We start from the raw sequence: 16038 nt of genomic DNA, 5'->3' as shown, positions 1-16038 counted from the left end.
TAGCGATTTGGAAAGGTATAGAAGAATTTGGCTTAACTCTCCTCAATACCAAACACTTACTTTATTTATCCAAATTTTGCCGTTTTTTTGCGAGTTCTTTGTATATTTGAAAGACATTTTACGTGATTCGCAACCATTTGAAATAATTAAATAATTTAAAACCTGATTTAACAGATGAAAAAAGTAGCAGTTGGCGTGGATATCGGAGGTACCAATTCCGCCTATGGTTTAGTCGACGAGCAGGGGAATATTTTGAGCGAGGGCGTATTTCCGACCCGCAATTTCCCGGATTCGGATCTTTATATCGAAGAGTTGTATATCGGAATCCAGAATCTGCTGAAGACGGCCGGAGAAGAGTACGAACTGATCGGAGTGGGTATCGGCGCGCCCAACGGCAACTTTTATAAAGGAACGATCGAATTCGCGCCCAACTTACCGTGGAAGGGCACGGTGAATTTGGTCGAAAAAATGAAGCGTTTCTTCCCGACGCTGCCGGTGATCGTTACCAACGACGCCAATGCGGCGGCCGTCGGCGAAATGGTATACGGCGGCGCGCGCGGCATGAAGGACTTTTTGGTCGTGACGCTCGGCACGGGACTCGGCAGCGGGTTCGTAGCCAACGGCCAGTTGATTTACGGGCACGACGGTTTCGCCGGCGAGCTCGGGCACGTGACGGTCAGCCATACGGGGCGCGTCTGCGGATGCGGTCGCAAGGGATGTCTCGAAACTTATGTTTCGGCGACCGGGATCAAACGAACGATTTTCAAGCTGATGGCCGACAGCATCGAGGACAGCGAATTCCGGCATGTGACGTTTACCGACCTGACTGCCGAAATGATTACCAAAGCGGCGCTCAACGGCGACCCGTTGGCAATCGAAGCGTACGAATACACCGGCATGTTGCTCGGACGCGCGCTGGCTGATGCGGTGAGCATCACCAGTCCCGAGGCGATCTTCCTGTTCGGCGGATTGGCCAAGGCCGGCAAGTATATTTTCGAGCCGACGAAGAAATACATGGAGATGAACATGATGCCGATTTTCCGCAACAAGGTGAAATTGTTGCCGTCCGGTATCGACGGGAAAAACGCCGCCGTTCTCGGGGCGTCGGCTCTCGCATGGCAGCATGTGCAAAACAAGGGATAAATATTCCCATACTGTTATGTGTGCAAACTAGAGTGAGCCTGACAGATACGACTGTCCGGTAAGAGGCCGGGCCTTTCCGGAAATTGGTTTTTGAAAGCCCTCCCCATTCGGGGAGCGGCTTTTTTTACGATTCTACCGAGATTTCTGTTAGTTAAAATACTTTCGCCATAAAAAAATGCCGATCTACCTTTTGTTCGGAATCGCTGTCCTGGAATCTCGGGAATTGCAGAAGCCCAAAGTCCGAACGGTCGAAAAGCAGGAGTTTGCCCACCTGAACTCGCTAACGCTGGAAATCGAGCGGATCGATCTCGCGGCCGAAATCGTAGGGGCGGATCGGATCGCGGATTCTTTTTCGGGCTGTGGCGTTTGAAGGACGCGTATTTGCTCCCCGGTTTGAAATGTTCGGATTTCGATATGCGATCTCTATCGATTGAGGAGTCTATGAACGCGCGGATGCGGGACGGGAAATAGAGAATTTTCGCGCTTCGGCGATCTTCGTTTCCCGAAAATAACGTATCTTGCGAAGGTCATGTAGGCTGGAATCGGTATCCTGTTTGCTGGGTAACGATCCGGAACGCAAGAAAAATCAAATTTCGAAAGATATGAAAAGTGTTAAGGAAAGTCTGCTGGAGCGCCGGTCGATCCGGCGTTACGAACGCCAGCCGATCGAACCGGAAAAGCTGGATTTTATTTATGAAGCGATCCGCAACGCGCCGACCAGTTACAACGGTCAGCAGTTTTCGGTAATCGCCGTTACCGACCAGGCCCTGAAAGAGCAATTGTACGAGATTACCGGACAGAAACAGATCAAGACGTCGGCCGTTTTCATGGTCTTCTGCATGGATTTTCATAAACTGCGGCTCGCGGCCAAACAGAAGGGCGTCGATACGCCGGCGTTCGACGCTACGATCGACGGTTATACGGTCGGCGTGATCGACGCTTCGCTGGCGATGATGAGCGCCGTGACGGCCGCCGAATCGCTCGGACTGGGCTGCTGCTGCGTCGGGTATATCCGCACGGCCGATCCCGAAAAGGTTTCGCAGATGCTGGCGTTGCCGCGGGGCGTTTCGATCGTCTGCGGACTCGCCGTCGGCTATCCGCGCGAGAAGCCCGATCTGAAACCGAAGCTGCCGCTGCCGCTGGTCGTTCACGAGAACCGGTATTGCGCCGATGACCGGATGCTGCCGCTGCTCGATCGTTATGACAAGGAGGTCGCCGAATTCAACTGTTGCCGTGCGGGCGACCGTACCGACAACGACTGGGCCTGCCACATCGCCGATTATCACCGCCATTCGATGGAACATTCGATCCGGGAATACCTTGAGCGGCAAATCGGTCTGAAGTAAGTCCGTGCCGTCGAAGCGTACATAAACCGAACCGGGATACTCCGAAAGGAGTGTCCCGGTTTTACTTTTACCAAGCCGCCCGGTTCAGACCGTCTTTTCGAACAGAATATGAATCCATATCGGCCTGTTGCGGCCGTACAGTTTGTACTGAATCTGGTTCAATGCGCGTGCGACGAAACAGAGCGCCCATTGTATTCGGTCGATCTTCGGTCGGACGAGTTTTTCGCCGCAGCGGATGCATCCTTCCTCCTGTTCGTAGCTGCCGTAGGGATATCCGCACAGGCGGTAGATCGCCACCGACAGCGGGTTGGTGACGGCCTGTCCGCGTCCTGTGAGCCGGATCTCGCGGGGCGTCATGCCGGGGAACAGGGCGGTCAGCCGCTGCCGGTCGAAACGGTTCAGGTGGCCGGTCGTCGGATTGACCGCGCCGCACCGTAGGCAATGGGTGCGGTTGGCGCGCAGATCCTGCCGGTAGGGAACGCCGATTACCGCGTAGCGCGATGCGACGCGGACGATCTCGTTGCAGGCCTGCTGCAATTTCTCGGGCGGGACGTGTTCCAGCACTTCGGTGCAGAAAACGGTATCGAACGCATTGTCCGCGAAACGGAGTCCGGTAACGTCGCCCTGTACGGCCGTGATGCCGGGCGCGTCGATTTCGGGTTTCGTAAGGTCGAGCGCTACCACTTCCGGGTACAGGGCGGTGAGTTTCCGCGATAGGTAACAGTCCCGCGCGCCGATCTCGAGCACCCGTTTCCCTTTCGGGGTCAGCGACATCAGGTCAGCGATGCGGAGTTGTTCGCGGACCGTGCCGCGTTGCCTGGCTATATCGAACATAGAGCGTCAGATTTCGAATGTGAAGATGCGCATCGTGCGTCCGTCGATCGTCAGCAGCCGTCCGGCCAGTCCGTCGCCGATACCCGCGAGCAGCTTGATCGTTTCGAGCGCTTGCAGCGAGCCGATGACTCCGACGATCGGCGAAAGTACTCCGACGATCGGCTGTTGTACCGGCTGTTCCGGATAAAGAGAACGGTACGATCCGGCTCCCGCCGTGTTGAAGACCGAAACCTGTCCGCCGATCTGCTCGGCAGTACCGTATACCATCGGTATCCGCCGGGCCGAACAGAAATCGTCGATCGCATAACGGGTGGCGTAGTTGTCGGTGCAGTCCACGACGACGTCGCAATCCGACAGGATTTCGTCCGCATTGCCGCCGTCGAGCCGGTCGGTGCGGATTTCGATCCGGCAGGCCGGATTCAGCCGCGACAGCCGTGCCGCGGCGACTTCCGCTTTCGGGGCGTCCAGGTCGGCGGTCGTGTAGAGAATCTGGCGTTGCAGGTTGCTCAGCGATACGGTGTCGTTTTCGACGATCCGCAGGCGGCCGACTCCCGCCGCCGCCAGGTAGTTCAGCGTCGCCGAGCCGAGTCCTCCGGCTCCGACCACCGTTACGCGACTTTCCGAGAGCCGTTGCTGCCCGGTTGCCGAAAACCCTTCGACCAGCAGGTTGCGTTGATAGCGTTCCGTTTCTCGTTCGGTCATGCAGGTTTATTTTTGTTTTTTGTTATAGAGGAACCGTTTGATCTTGTGGGTCGGCGTTTTTTCGAATTCGTCTTTCTGTTCGATGACGGTCGATATTTTCGAGAAGCGGTTTACTTTCGAGTTGACGTAAGTGAGTAGCTCGTGCTTGATGTTTTCCATCCGGATGCCCAGTTCTTCCTTCATCGTCTTGTATTTGCGTTCGAGTTCTTCGCGGTTGAAGTAGACGATCGCCACCAGCTTGCCCATGTTGTCCTCCCTGACCAGCGAGTCGTTGACGAGCGCGTGACTGTTGAGGACGTTTTCGATCTCTTCGGGATAGATGTTTTCGCCGCTCGGGCCGAGAATCATGTTCGACAGCCGTCCCTTGATGTAGAGGTATCCGTCCTGATCGAATAGGCCGAGGTCTTTCGTGCGGAACCAGCCGTCCGAGGTGAACGAGTCGGCGGTCGCTTCGGGGTCTTTGTAGTAGCCGATCATCACGTTCGGCCCTTTGACGACGATTTCGCCTTCGCCCGACTGCGGATTCACGTTGTCCAGCCGCGCCTGGACGCCTTCGAGCATCGGACCGGTCGACTGGTGGCGTACCATCGACGGGTTGACGCCGGCCAGTACCGGAGCCGTTTCGGTCAGCCCGTAGCCGATCGCGTACGGAAATTTCCCTTCGAACAGGAAGCGCTCGACGGTTCCGTCGAGTTTTGCCCCGCCGATCCCGAAAAAGCGGATGCGGCCGCCGAATAGTTTCATCAGTTTTTTGCCCGCTATGCGGTGCAGCCATTTGCGGCCCCACTCTTTCCGATACAGCCACCGCATCAGGCGGTTGGCCGACAGTTGGCGCAGGATTTTGTTTTTGTATATTTTCTCGATAATCAGCGGTACGCTCAGCATGATAGTCGGCCGTACCTCTTTGAGGATCGGCAGCAGTACGGCGGCGGTGGGCGCTTTGTCGAGATAGATCACCGAGGCTCCCCACATGAACGGCAGCAACATGCCCAGCGAGCATTCGTAAGTGTGCGACAGCGGCAGGATCGACAGGAAGGCGTCGTTTTGGTAAACCGGTTGCAGGATGCTGACCATCGCCAGTTCGCTGCAAAGGTTTTTGTGCGACAGCATGACCCCTTTGGGCCGGGAAGTCGTTCCGGAGGTATAGATGATGGCGGCGAGGTCTTCCTCTTTCGGATCCCTGATCGTTCCGCGCGGAGCGTCCGAATGGGAGGATATGACCCCGAGGTTCATCGAGCGGATTACGACCTGTAGCTGTGCGATAACTTCCTTGGATACTTTCGTATAGAGTTTGTCGGAAGCGACCAAGGCTTTCGCCTCGGAGTGCAGGATGATGCGGTCGATCTCCGCTCCGGAAAAGTCCGGCAAGATCGGGACGATGACCATGCCCGAAATCGCGGCGGCGAAATAAGCCGCTCCCCAGTTGGGCATGTTGTTGCTCAGCAGGGCGATCTTGTCCCCGTGGCTGAGACCGGATGCGACGAACGTTTCGATCAGGGAGTCTACCCGGTCTGCAAAATCGCGGTACGTGAGCGCCTCCCCGCCGTACATCGAAAAACACTTATTGGAACTGTAAGCGTGGATGCTGTGCTGATATAATTCCAGAAGCGTGTTGAACATAATTGATACGTTTGTTAAAAGCGATAAACACTCCCTAATGTAAAATGCAAATGTAAAGATTTTTGTTTTATAAATCGTACTTTTGCGCAAATAACCCGAACCGTAAACGGCAAAAATGACAAACTCCGAAAAAATCCGCAGGAAGGCTTTGTCGCTCGGATTCGATCTGTGCGGGATTGCCTGCTGCCGTTCGCTGGAGCGGCAGTACGATCGGTTTAAGAATTGGCTCGCCGACGGATGCGACGGCGGCTTGGAGTATTTGCGCCGGAATACCGGCAAACGTTTCGATCCGGGGGCGCTCTGCGAAGGCGCCCGTTCGGTGATCGTTTGCGGGGTCGGCTACCACCGCCCGCCGTCGGCGCACGAAGTGGCTTCCCGCATCGCTTCTTATGCGCATTCGAGAGATTACCATCTGACGATCCGCGAACGGTTGAACGAATTGTCGGCCTACCTGCGGGAACTCGTGCCCGGGGCGTCCGGACGGGTTTTTACCGATACCGCTCCGCTGGCCGAAAAGTCGTGGGCGGTCGAGGCCGGCCTGGGCTGGATCGGACGCAATTCGTTGCTGGCGAATCCCCGGCTCGGCTCGTTCCTGTTGCTGGGCGAGGTGGTTACGACGGCCGAATTGGAGCCGGACGCGCCGTTCGTGCGCGACGGCTGCGGAACCTGCCGCGCCTGCGTGGACGCCTGTCCGGTCGCGGCGATCCGTCCCGACCGGACGATCGACGCGGGGCGCTGCATTTCCCGCCGGACGATCGAAACCGGCGACGGGGACGAAGGCGATCTGCACGGCTGGCTGTTCGGGTGCGACGTATGCCAAAGGGCCTGTCCTTACAACCGCAAAGCCCCGGTCTCCGTACACGACTCTTTCGCACCGCTTGCAGAACTGGAACGGTTGGACGTCAACGACTGGTTGGGATTGGACGAGGCCGGTTTCCGGCGGATTTTCGGCGAAACACCGCTTGCCCGGTGCGGTTTGCGCCGCCTACAAGAGCGGATACGCAGGCTGAAGTGAAGCCGGACGGATGCCGAGACGTGCGATTTTTCGCGTGCTTCGGAACAAATCCGGCTTGCCCCTGAGGTTAACGTTTTGCCTGATAACCGATTGTATCCGGGGTGAAAAAAAACGAAAACTCGGGGCCGGCGAATGTTTGTAGGATTCATAATAAAACGTATTTTTGTGAATTGAAAACGGAAGCGTATTTTCAAAATTTAAAATAACAATTTGTAGATATGATGATCTTGTTGCAAGCAACTGAACCGGTGGCTGCCGCCACGGCCGCTGCCGCTGCGGCGACCGAGCAGGCTGCCCAGACGATGAGTTTCGGAGAGCTTTTCCTGGCCGGCGGTTTCCTGATGTGGCCTTTGTTGATTTTAGGGGGCGTGGCCGTGTTTATTTTCTTCGAACGGTTCTGGGCGATCCGCAAGGCTTCCGCCGTGGACGTGAATTTCATGAACCGGATCCGCGAGCAGATTTTCGACGGGAAAATCTCCGCGGCGATCCAACTTTGCCGTTCCACCAACACTCCGATCGCCCGGATGGTCGAAAAGGGGATCGAGCGGATCGGCCGTCCGCTGAGCGACGTGAACAGTTCGATCGAGAACGTAGGCAACTTGGAAGTGTCGAAGCTCGAAAACGGTCTGCCGATTCTGGCGACGATCGCCGGCGCGCGCCGATGATCGGGTTTCTCGGTACGGTGGTCGGCATGGTGCAGGCTTTTATGAACATGTCGCAGGCGGGAGGAACGGTCGATATGACGGTGTTGGCCAGCGGTATGTACGTGGCGATGGTGACGACGGTCGGCGGTCTGACGGTCGGCGTGCCGGCCTATTTCGGGTATAACTACCTGGTAGCCCGTATCGAGAAGCTGGTATTCCAGATGGAGGCCAACTCGATTGCGTTCATGGATATCCTGAACCAGCCGATCGAACAGTAAGACAACACTTGTTACAAGAATTAAAATCGCACGATTATGGCCATTAAAAGAGGATCGAAGGTAGAGGTAGGGTTCAGCGCTTCGTCGATGACGGACCTGATCTTCCTGCTGCTGCTTTTCATGATGCTCTCGACCACGCTGATCAATCCGAACGCCGTGAAGCTGACGTTGCCGAAAAGTTCCAATCAGTTGAAGGAGAAACCGTATACGACGGTTTCGATCAACTCCGATCTGGCTATTTCATCGAGACGACGCCCGTTTCCTTCGATCGGCTCGAAGAGACGCTGGTCGCGAAACTGACTGGAACGGAAGATCCTACCGTGTCGCTGCACTGCGACAAAAGCGTTCCGATCGAAGAGGTGGTGAAAGTGATGAACATCGCCATGAAGAATAAGTTCAAACTGATTTTGGCAACGAGACCGGAATAACCGATGATTGACTTTCAGCCGGAAGACCGTACGCAGCAGCGCCTCGTAGGCGGAATAGCGACGCTGATTTACGCAGTGTCGGTGTTGCTGTTGTTGTTGCTGTTGAAATTTCAACTGCTTCCGCCTCCCGACAACGGCGAGGGCTGATGATTAATTTCGGGAATGTCGAGGAGGCTGCTCCGGGAGCCGACCTCGCTATGAACGACCAGGCTGCCGAGGCTCCGCAGCAACCGCAGCAACAGGCTCCGCCGCAGCAGGCTGCCGAGGACGAGCAGTTGACGCAGGACTTCGAGGAGACCGACGTCGTGGTTAAAGAGAAGAAGAAAGACGAGAAAAAAACGCCGAAGAAAGAGGATAAGAAAGTCGAAGCCAAACCCAAGCCCGAACAGAAGCCGGTGGAGAAGCCGCGCGAGGTGAACCGTAAAGCGCTGTTTCCGGGCCGCACCGAGGGCAGCAAAGCCACGAGCGAAGGAACCGGAACCGGGGCCGGCAATCAGGGGAATCTGGCCGGAACGCCGGAGGGAAGCCACGAAGGAACCGGAACGGGCACCGGCGGCAATTCGGCGAGCCTGTCCGGGCGATCGCTGGTCGGAATGCTTCCGAAACCCGATTACAGCGCTAAAGACCAGGGACGCGTCGTGATCGAAATCATGGTGGATCAGCAGGGGAAAGTCACTGCGGCGACCTATCGTTCGAAAGGTTCCACGACGCAGAACAGTTCGCTGGTCAATTCCGCGCTGCAGGCGGCCCGCCGCGCGCAGTTCAACGTGGACGAGAACGCTCCGGTTTCGCAGTCGGGAACCATTACCTACAATTTCCGGATGCAGTGACGTCGTTCTCCGCAGAACGGAGTATAGCCGTAACAGCGTATGAGGTATCTGTTGATTTTGATATGTGTCGTTTTCGGAGGCGGGGAGCTTTGCGCCCAGCCTGCCGTCGCCTTCGAGACCAAAACGTACGATCTGGGCGAGGTCGGTGAAAAGGGCGGAGCGTGAGCCGGGATTTCCGTTTCGAAAATACCGGGGACGCTCCGCTGGTGATTATAAAAGCCGAAACGGCCTGCAATTGCACGAAAGTCCGCTTTTCGCGGAAACCGGTGGCTCCGGGACGGAAAGGTACGGTGACGGTGGTTTACGATCCCGCCAAGCAAGACGGCTCTTTTCTGAAAGCCGTCAAAATCCTGACGAACACGCCCGAAAAGCAGTATATCGTTACGATCCGCGGAAACGTCGTTCCGTAGGAGGAAATTACCGGATATTTGATTATTTTTGTTTTGGCCCGCCCTTTGACGGACGGGTAGGTTATTTAGTGTCGGACGATTGTGGAACTATTGATAAAAAATTGCCTGGTGCTTCCGATGACGGAACAGCCCGGCAGACCGAAATATTACCGGGGCGCGGTTGCCGTCAGCGGCGACCGGATCGCGTTGGTGAGCGACTCCCCGCAGCGGATCGAACGTTACGAGCGGGAGCGAGGAGAAGGATTGCAGGTGGCGGACGGCGCCGGACGGCTCGTGATGCCGGGTCTGATTAACCTGCACAACCACGTGTCGATGACCCTGATGCGCGGCTATGCCGACGACCTGCCGCTGATGCCGTGGCTGACCGAAAAGATCTGGCCGTTCGAGGCGAAACTGGACGGCGACGATATTTACAGCGGGGCCGAGCTGGGAATCGCCGAAATGCTGCTCGGCGGTACGACCGCTTTCGTCGATATGTACTGGTATGCCGACCGGGTCGCCGAGGCGGCGATCCGCAGCGGAATCCGGGCGGTCGTCAGTCCGGCTTTCGTCGGGACGGCGTTCGACGGTTACGTCGAACGGACGCAGCGGATGATTGAACGGTATAACGGCGCCGCCGGCGATCGCATCCGGGTTTGGGTCGCTCCGCATGCCCCGTACACCTGTACGCCCGAACAAATCCGCGAATCGCTGAAACTGTGCGAACGCAACGGGGTAGGCGTCAATATCCATGTCGCCGAGACTTTGTCGGAAGTGGAAACGATTCGCGAACGATACGGTAAAACGCCGGTGGAGCATCTACGCGATCTCGGTGTTTTCGATTACCGCGCGTTGGCGGTGCATTGCGTCCACCTGACCGAAACGGATATGGAGATCTTGTCCCGGCAGGGCGTTTCCGTCGTGTATAATCCGCAGAGCAACATGAAGCTCGCGAGCGGGATCGCTCCGGTCGCCCGGTTGCTCGAACGGGGCGCCAACGTCGGCATCGGCACCGATGGGCCGAGTTCGAACAACGACCTGGATATGTGGGACGAGATGCGTACGGGGTCGTTTTTGCAGAAAGTAGCTACCGGAGATCCGTGCGTATTGCCGGCGTACGAAGTGTTGCGGATGGCGACGACGCGGGCGGCCGATGCGATCGGCATGAAGGGCGAGATCGGCGTGTTAGCCGAAGGGGCCCGCGCCGACCTGATCGTGCTGAACCTCGATAAACCGCACCTGACTCCGTGTCACGACCTGGTCGCGAACCTGGTTTACTGCGCGAAGCCGTCCGACGTGGAGACGGTGATGGTCGACGGACGCATCGTGGTGCGGCAGGGTGCACTGGCGAACGGAGATTTCGGAGCGATCCGCCGTGAGGTCGAACGCCGCCTGGGCGTTTTGCAACGGCGCGGGGAGTAGACCGGCGGATTGCGGCCGGTTTGTGTCGGAACCTAACCAAAACTTAAATAAAAAGATGAAGTTACTACGTTTTGCATGCCTGTTTTTAGGCGCGGTTGCCGTTTTTGACGGCGCTTCGGGCGCGGTCGTTCGGCAGGATAATTCGCAGGTGCCGGGCATCCATGCGATTGGAAACGGCGGTCTGTGCGTCTATGGACAGGGCGCCGATATCCTGCAACTGTTCGGTCCGCCTTACTCTTCTCCCGGATTTTTCACGATGAATCTGCAGGGAGATTACCGGGTCGATCTGCAACGCGAGCCTCGGACGGCCGTTTGGCACAGCCTGATTACCGACGGTGGGGCGGAAGTAGCCCGTCAGACCGATTTCGTAACCGTCGGCAGCGATGGTTTCGTCCGCCGTATTCATGCGCAGCGTCCGTTCAGTTACCGGATCACCGTCAGGATGGAAGATCGGTATGCTCCGTATGAGGAGCTGATAACGGTCAGGGAGGATATGTCGGCCGCGGAATTAAAGAATGCGAACCGGCGTTACCGGATCGGCATCGCTCCCGGCGTTCCTTTTTACAGCAGTTATAAAGCCCCTTCGGGTTATCTGTACGAGGTGTTTACGACCGGTTCGGCGACGCTCGTCCCGGGAGCGGGCGGCGATAAAAGTTGGGTGCTGAACGTGACTCCGGGCGACGGAGCCTTGTACGTAGTTGCCGGACCGAACGAACGCCGGCTTGCCGAAAACAGCGCGGCGATCGCTTCCGCATCGCCCGAATCGTTGCAGAAGGCGAGTGCGAAAAGCTGGAAGAAATATGCGGCGAAGCAGCACCGGTTCAAAGCGTCGAACCTGCCGGACGACCGCCGCGACGAATTTTTCCGGGCCGTGGACGACATCGGCGTGCTGATCAAGAGCCAGCAAGGACGCGAAGGCGGCGTACTGGCCGGGATCGTTTACCACATGGGCTACGTGCGCGATCAGTACGGGGTTTCGCGGGCGCTGTTGGCGCTGGGACACGGCGAAGAGGCCCGCGGCATTTTGGAGTTCTACCATAACATATGGAAGGCTTACGGATATATCCAGAATGCGCAGGCGATCGGTTATCCCGGAATTTTCCACCGTCACGAAAACGACGAGACCGAGATTACCGGTTATCTGGTCGTGCAGGCGTTCGATTATTTCCGGAAAACGAACGATGCGGCGTTCCTCGAACGAATTCTTCCGATGCTTGAGTGGGCGACCCAGGCGCAGCAACGCAACCTGATCGACGGTATGCTGCCGTTCAACGGCGACGAGACTTACATTGCCGGCGGCGTCGTGCCGCGCAAGGTGATGTACCACGGTTCGGCCGAGGCGACGCTGCTGTTTATCGAAGGGAGTTCGCGGTTGCTGGATTTCGTCCGTACGCGGTCGCTGTGGAACGAAGACCGGATCGCCGCGCTCGAACGCGACGTACGGCAATGCAGCGATCGTTACCGCGATAATTTTTACCGGGACGGCAAGCTGTTCATCAACAATCCGCAGCGCGAGGCGAAGGTCAGCTATCCGGCTACGCGTCCCGGCGTTTGCCTGCACCCCGATCATTTCGATTACTTTACCGAGACCTACCATTTCAAAGGGTGTCTTTATTTCTGCGAGGATTGTATGCGCAAAGACAACAGCCGGGTCGAACTGCCGCCTGTAGAGCGTTTCAGTATTCCGTCCGCCTACCTTTTCCCGATCTACATCAATGCGCAGCTCCTTTCCGATTCCGAGAAACGGGCTTTGCTTGACGAGGTGGTCGCGCTTTACCGGAAGACCGGGAAAATCTCGTCGCAGGACCGGATACTGGGCTACGATTTCGGCATGTTCCTATATGCGCTGGCCGACTGCGGGGATCCGCTCGCCGCAGAGGTTTACGACCGGATGATGGCCCTGCGCGACGATTCGGGCGCATGGGTCGAATATTATGTCGATGGACAGCCGAGCGGCTGTCGGTGCCGGCCGTGGGAGAGCGGCATCAATATCGAGGCGGCGATCAAATACGCCCGGTAGATGCCTCGGCATGTCCGGATCGAACGAAGGCTTCTTCGTAAGGAGAAGCCTTTGTTATTTTGCGAACCCGGGGCTCATCGGGGAATCAGCGGATTTTTGCGCCGGTCGGCGGCAGCTCGTCCGACGACCGGTTCACTCCGACTCCGAACAGGGCGAAATCGTACCGGACGGGGTCGTCCGGATCGAGCCGCCGCAGCGAGCCGGTGATCTCTTCGACCGCTTTCCAGTCGTTTTGCCGTCGGGTGAGTAGGCCCAGCGCACGGCCGGTATTGCCGGTGTGGACGTCGAGCGGCAAGTAGAGCGCCGAGGGCGGGATCGTCCGCCACAGTCCGAAATCAACGCCGCGACTGTCGCTGCGCACCATCCATTTGAGAAACATGTTCAACCGTTTGCAGGCCGCGCCCTTGTCGATGCTGGAGAGGTGCTTTTCGCAGCGCGTCGGATGATCGCTTTCCCAGAACGTCGTGCGGAACCGCGACAGTACCGTGCGCAGATCGCCCGTGGCGGCGTATGTCTGTTCGAAATAGCCGCCGAGACTTCCGTAGCGGCTGCATAGTCGGCGCAGGGCGCGAATAAAGGCGATGCAGTCCGCTCCGTTGAACGTGCGGTGAACGAAGTTCAGCAGCGCGTTCAGTTCCTGTTCCGACGCATGGACGGTGAAATCGTACGGAGCGTCGTCCATCAGGCGCATCAGCCGGCCGGCATTGCGAACGATCGATTTGCGGTTGCCCCATGCGATCGTGGCGGCCAGAAAACCGCTGATCTCGATGTCCTCCCTGCGTTCGAAGCGGTGAGGAACGGAGATCGGGTCGTCCGCAATGAAGTCGGGCGCGTTGTAGCGGTCGTGCAGGCCGTCGAGCAGCTCTTTGAGTTCGTCGTGTTCCATCAGGGGCGAATCAGTCCGTCGATCATCTGGATTTTGCGGTCGGACATTTCGGCCAATTGTTCGTCGTGCGTCACGATGACGACCGTTTGCCCGAACGTATCGCGCAGCGTGAAGAACAGTTTGTGGATCTCTTCCTTATTTTTGGTGTCGAGGTTGCCGGACGGCTCGTCGGCCAGCAGTACGGCGGGCGAGTTGATCAGTGCGCGAGCGATGGCTACGCGTTGCTGTTCGCCCCCTGACAGTTCGGCGGGTTTATGGGTCAGACGGTGTTCCATGGCCAGCATCCCGAGCAGTTCGGCGGCCCGTTTTTCGACTTCGTGCCGTTCGCGTCCGGCGATGTAGCCCGGAATGCACACGTTCTCGAACGCGGAAAACTCGGGCAGCAGGTGGTGGAATTGGAATACGAAGCCGATCTTCGTGTTGCGGAATTTCGAGATGTTCTTGTCCGACAGCGTATGCACGGCCACGCCGTCGATCTCGATCTCGCCGGAAGTGGGCCGGCTCAGCGTGCCGAGGATTTGCAGCAGCGTCGTTTTGCCGGCGCCGCTCGGCCCGACGATCGAAACGACTTCCCCTTTGTCGATCGACAGGTCGATTCCTTTGAGTACTTCGAGCGCACCGAAACTTTTGTGTATATCTTTGGTTTTTATCATGGTTTTGCGGTATTTGCAGCGGTAAAACGGTTCCACAGCGCGATGACTTGCGCGGCTTCGCGAACGTCGTGCACCCGCAGGATCGAGGCTCCCTGGCGCAGGCATTCCCAGTGCAGCGCGGAGGTGCCGGTCAGCGCGTCGTCCGGCGTCGTGTCGAGCGTCCGGTAGATCATCGATTTGCGCGAGATGCCGGCTAAAAACGGAAGCCCCGTGTCGCGGAATGTTTCGCCCATCCGGCCGAGCAGCATGAAATTCTGATCGACGGTTTTTGAAAAACCGAATCCCGGATCGAGCACGATCTGTTCGACTCCGGCGCTGCGCAGCGTTTCGGTTTTTGCTGCGAAGTAACCGCGTATTTCGCCGATCAGATCGTCGTAGTGCGTCCGGCTCTGCATGTTCTGCGGCGTGCCGCGCATGTGCATGGCAATGAACGGCACCCGGTAACGGGCGGCTACGCCGGCGATTTCCGGTTCGGCTTCCGCGCCCGTGATGTCGTTGACGATACACGGGCCGAAGTTTTCGAGCGTTTTTTCCATTACGCCGGCCCGGAAAGTGTCGATCGACACGGCGGTGTCGGGAAATTTTTTGCGGATGATCTCCAACGCCGAGGCGAGTCTGCGGAACTCCTCCCGAGGGGAGACGTCGTCCGCTCCCGGACGCGACGAATACCCGCCGACGTCCAGAATGGCGGCGCCTTCCGATACGGCCTGCCGCACCCGGCGTTCGATCGCATCCGCTTCCTGAGTCCGGCTGCCGCTGAAAAACGAATCCGGCGTCACGTTGACGATCGCCATGACGACGGGTTTTTGAAGACTGATTTCGATTTTTCCTACGGTCAGTTTCATAATTGGCCGAATAATTCGTGCAATTTCAGTACCTGGGGGATGACCAGCGTGCGGTCGTCCGAAACGATTACGTGGTCGGCCCGCGCGATGCGTTCTTCCTCGCTGAGCTGGGCCGCGATCCGCGCCCGCACGGACGCTTCGTCCGTTCCGTCGCGCCGGCAGGTACGCCGGATACGCAGCGCTTCCGGCGCAGCCACTTCGACCGTGGCGTCCATTAGCCGGTCGGCGCCGCTTTCGAACAGCACGGCGGCTTCCTGGATGACGTAATGACCCGTTTGCCGTCCGGCCCATCGCATGAAATCGACCGCGACGGCCGGATGGACGATCCGGTTCAGCCGCTCCCGCAGGAGGCAGTTGCCGAAAATTTGCGCGGCGACCGCCCGCCTGTCCAGGACTCCGTCCCGGTAAGCGGCGCTGCCGAGCAATTCCCGGATTTTTCCGATGACGGCCGGGTCGGTGTTCATCAGCCGCCTGGCTTCGGTGTCCGAGTCGTACACCGGAACCCCCAGCAACGAAAAGAGGCGGCAAACCGTGCTTTTTCCGCTTCCGATCCCTCCGGTTATACCGACCTTAATCATCGCTTCGTTTTGGAAATTCGATTTCGACCGGAGCGGCCACCGATTTGATTTCAAGTCGGTGATCTGGGACGAAATGGTGTTTTGCAACCAGAACGGCGAGATATCGTACAGGCCCGAGGCCGTCGTCGACGGCGTTACCGCGATGTTGTCCGACGAGATGAACACTCCGTTTTTACGCGGAGCGATCTTGTGCAGCAAGATCTGGTATCCTGATCCTTCCACCTGACACCGCACCGAATAATAGACGCTGTCGATGCGGACGGGGATGTTGATATCGGCCGTATAGGAGTGACTGAGCTTGGTCACGTACCACAAGATCAGCGATAATCCCAGCAGCATGAAGAATACCGGGTTGCTGAGCCTGCGTGCGGTGACTTTCAGGTATAAGGTGAATTTATGCATTTC

The 16038-nt window shown here is 57.7% G+C and carries 17 protein-coding genes and 2 pseudogenes; 12 read left to right on the top strand and 7 right to left on the bottom strand.

Annotated elements, in window-relative coordinates; translation table 11 throughout:
• The first annotated feature begins 174 nt into the window (after window positions 1-174).
• The 3 genes from DW082_RS05570 (at window position 175) to DW082_RS05560 (ending at window position 2489) form a co-directional block, all read left to right on the top strand.
• Window positions 175-1143: an ROK family protein gene (locus DW082_RS05570; RefSeq protein WP_055202241.1), complete on the top strand. Its 969-nt coding sequence runs from the start codon at window positions 175-177 to the stop codon at window positions 1141-1143.
• A 175-nt stretch (window positions 1144-1318) separates the two neighbouring features.
• Window positions 1319-1513 carry a hypothetical protein gene (locus tag DW082_RS05565; protein WP_101571471.1) on the top strand — a complete coding sequence of 65 codons (195 nt, stop codon included), beginning with the start codon at window positions 1319-1321 and terminating at the stop codon, window positions 1511-1513.
• Between the two features lie 232 nt (window positions 1514-1745).
• A complete protein-coding gene (locus DW082_RS05560) occupies window positions 1746-2489 on the top strand; it encodes a nitroreductase family protein (protein ID WP_118457760.1) in 744 nt (247 codons plus the stop codon).
• 84 nt (window positions 2490-2573) lie between these two features.
• Here the strand turns inward: DW082_RS05560 and DW082_RS05555 are convergent, their stop codons facing one another.
• From DW082_RS05555 to DW082_RS05545, 3 genes are read right to left on the bottom strand one after another with little or no spacing between them, the layout of a single operon-like run.
• A complete protein-coding gene (locus DW082_RS05555; protein ID WP_118457748.1) occupies window positions 2574-3323 on the bottom strand; it encodes a bifunctional 2-polyprenyl-6-hydroxyphenol methylase/3-demethylubiquinol 3-O-methyltransferase UbiG in 750 nt (249 codons plus the stop codon).
• A gap of 6 nt (window positions 3324-3329) precedes the next feature.
• Complete coding sequence (locus tag DW082_RS05550; protein ID WP_055202235.1) at window positions 3330-4025, bottom strand: HesA/MoeB/ThiF family protein; 696 nt, start codon at window positions 4023-4025, stop codon at window positions 3330-3332.
• 6 nt (window positions 4026-4031) lie between these two features.
• Window positions 4032-5648 carry an AMP-binding protein gene (locus DW082_RS05545; protein ID WP_118457759.1) on the bottom strand — a complete coding sequence of 539 codons (1617 nt, stop codon included), beginning with the start codon at window positions 5646-5648 and terminating at the stop codon, window positions 4032-4034.
• Window positions 5649-5760: 112 nt separating this feature from the next.
• On the opposite strand from DW082_RS05545, the gene queG reads away from it, so the two are divergent.
• The 9 genes and pseudogenes from queG (at window position 5761) to DW082_RS05510 (ending at window position 12671) form a co-directional block, all read left to right on the top strand.
• The gene (gene queG / locus DW082_RS05540) at window positions 5761-6660 is read left to right on the top strand and encodes a tRNA epoxyqueuosine(34) reductase QueG (RefSeq protein ID WP_118457746.1); all 900 of its coding nucleotides are present in this window, start codon (window positions 5761-5763) and stop codon (window positions 6658-6660) included.
• Window positions 6661-6878: 218 nt separating this feature from the next.
• Window positions 6879-7582, top strand: a pseudogene (locus DW082_RS05535) (MotA/TolQ/ExbB proton channel family protein).
• A 36-nt stretch (window positions 7583-7618) separates the two neighbouring features.
• Window positions 7619-8010: pseudogene (locus DW082_RS05530) on the top strand (ExbD/TolR family protein).
• Window positions 8011-8013: 3 nt separating this feature from the next.
• Complete coding sequence (locus DW082_RS14485) at window positions 8014-8157, top strand: hypothetical protein (RefSeq protein WP_182424101.1); 144 nt, start codon at window positions 8014-8016, stop codon at window positions 8155-8157.
• Complete coding sequence (locus tag DW082_RS05525) at window positions 8157-8840, top strand: TonB family protein (protein WP_118457745.1); 684 nt, start codon at window positions 8157-8159, stop codon at window positions 8838-8840. Before DW082_RS14485 ends, DW082_RS05525 begins: the two co-directional genes overlap by 1 nt.
• Before the next feature lie 39 nt (window positions 8841-8879).
• Complete coding sequence (locus tag DW082_RS14995; RefSeq protein ID WP_259335528.1) at window positions 8880-9005, top strand: hypothetical protein; 126 nt, start codon at window positions 8880-8882, stop codon at window positions 9003-9005.
• Window positions 9002-9250 (top strand): DUF1573 domain-containing protein, encoded by a 249-nt coding sequence (locus DW082_RS05520; protein ID WP_118457743.1) that lies wholly within the window; start codon window positions 9002-9004, stop codon window positions 9248-9250. Before DW082_RS14995 ends, DW082_RS05520 begins: the two co-directional genes overlap by 4 nt.
• 117 nt (window positions 9251-9367) lie before the next feature.
• Complete coding sequence (locus tag DW082_RS05515) at window positions 9368-10651, top strand: amidohydrolase (RefSeq protein WP_118457757.1); 1284 nt, start codon at window positions 9368-9370, stop codon at window positions 10649-10651.
• A gap of 55 nt (window positions 10652-10706) precedes the next feature.
• Window positions 10707-12671 (top strand): hypothetical protein, encoded by a 1965-nt coding sequence (locus DW082_RS05510; protein ID WP_118457741.1) that lies wholly within the window; start codon window positions 10707-10709, stop codon window positions 12669-12671.
• A gap of 85 nt (window positions 12672-12756) precedes the next feature.
• Here DW082_RS05510 and DW082_RS05505 read toward each other — a convergent pair whose 3' ends face one another.
• From DW082_RS05505 to coaE, 4 genes are read right to left on the bottom strand one after another with little or no spacing between them, the layout of a single operon-like run.
• Window positions 12757-13557: a TIGR02757 family protein gene (locus DW082_RS05505; RefSeq protein WP_118457739.1), complete on the bottom strand. Its 801-nt coding sequence runs from the start codon at window positions 13555-13557 to the stop codon at window positions 12757-12759.
• Window positions 13557-14210, bottom strand: coding sequence for an ABC transporter ATP-binding protein (locus DW082_RS05500; RefSeq protein ID WP_055202215.1), 654 nt, complete (start codon window positions 14208-14210; stop codon window positions 13557-13559). The genes DW082_RS05505 and DW082_RS05500 overlap by 1 nt, the downstream gene beginning before the upstream one ends.
• Window positions 14207-15055 carry a dihydropteroate synthase gene (gene folP / locus DW082_RS05495; RefSeq protein WP_118457737.1) on the bottom strand — a complete coding sequence of 283 codons (849 nt, stop codon included), beginning with the start codon at window positions 15053-15055 and terminating at the stop codon, window positions 14207-14209. The genes DW082_RS05500 and folP overlap by 4 nt, the downstream gene beginning before the upstream one ends.
• Complete coding sequence (gene coaE / locus DW082_RS14990; protein ID WP_259335527.1) at window positions 15052-16035, bottom strand: dephospho-CoA kinase; 984 nt, start codon at window positions 16033-16035, stop codon at window positions 15052-15054. Before coaE ends, folP begins: the two co-directional genes overlap by 4 nt.
• Window positions 16036-16038: the final 3 nt, after the last annotated feature.

Source organism: Alistipes sp. AF48-12 (assembly GCF_003477565.1).
GTDB classification, from domain to species: Bacteria; Bacteroidota; Bacteroidia; order Bacteroidales; family Rikenellaceae; genus Alistipes_A; species Alistipes_A hominis.
This window is presented reverse-complemented; position numbering and strand designations above follow the sequence as displayed.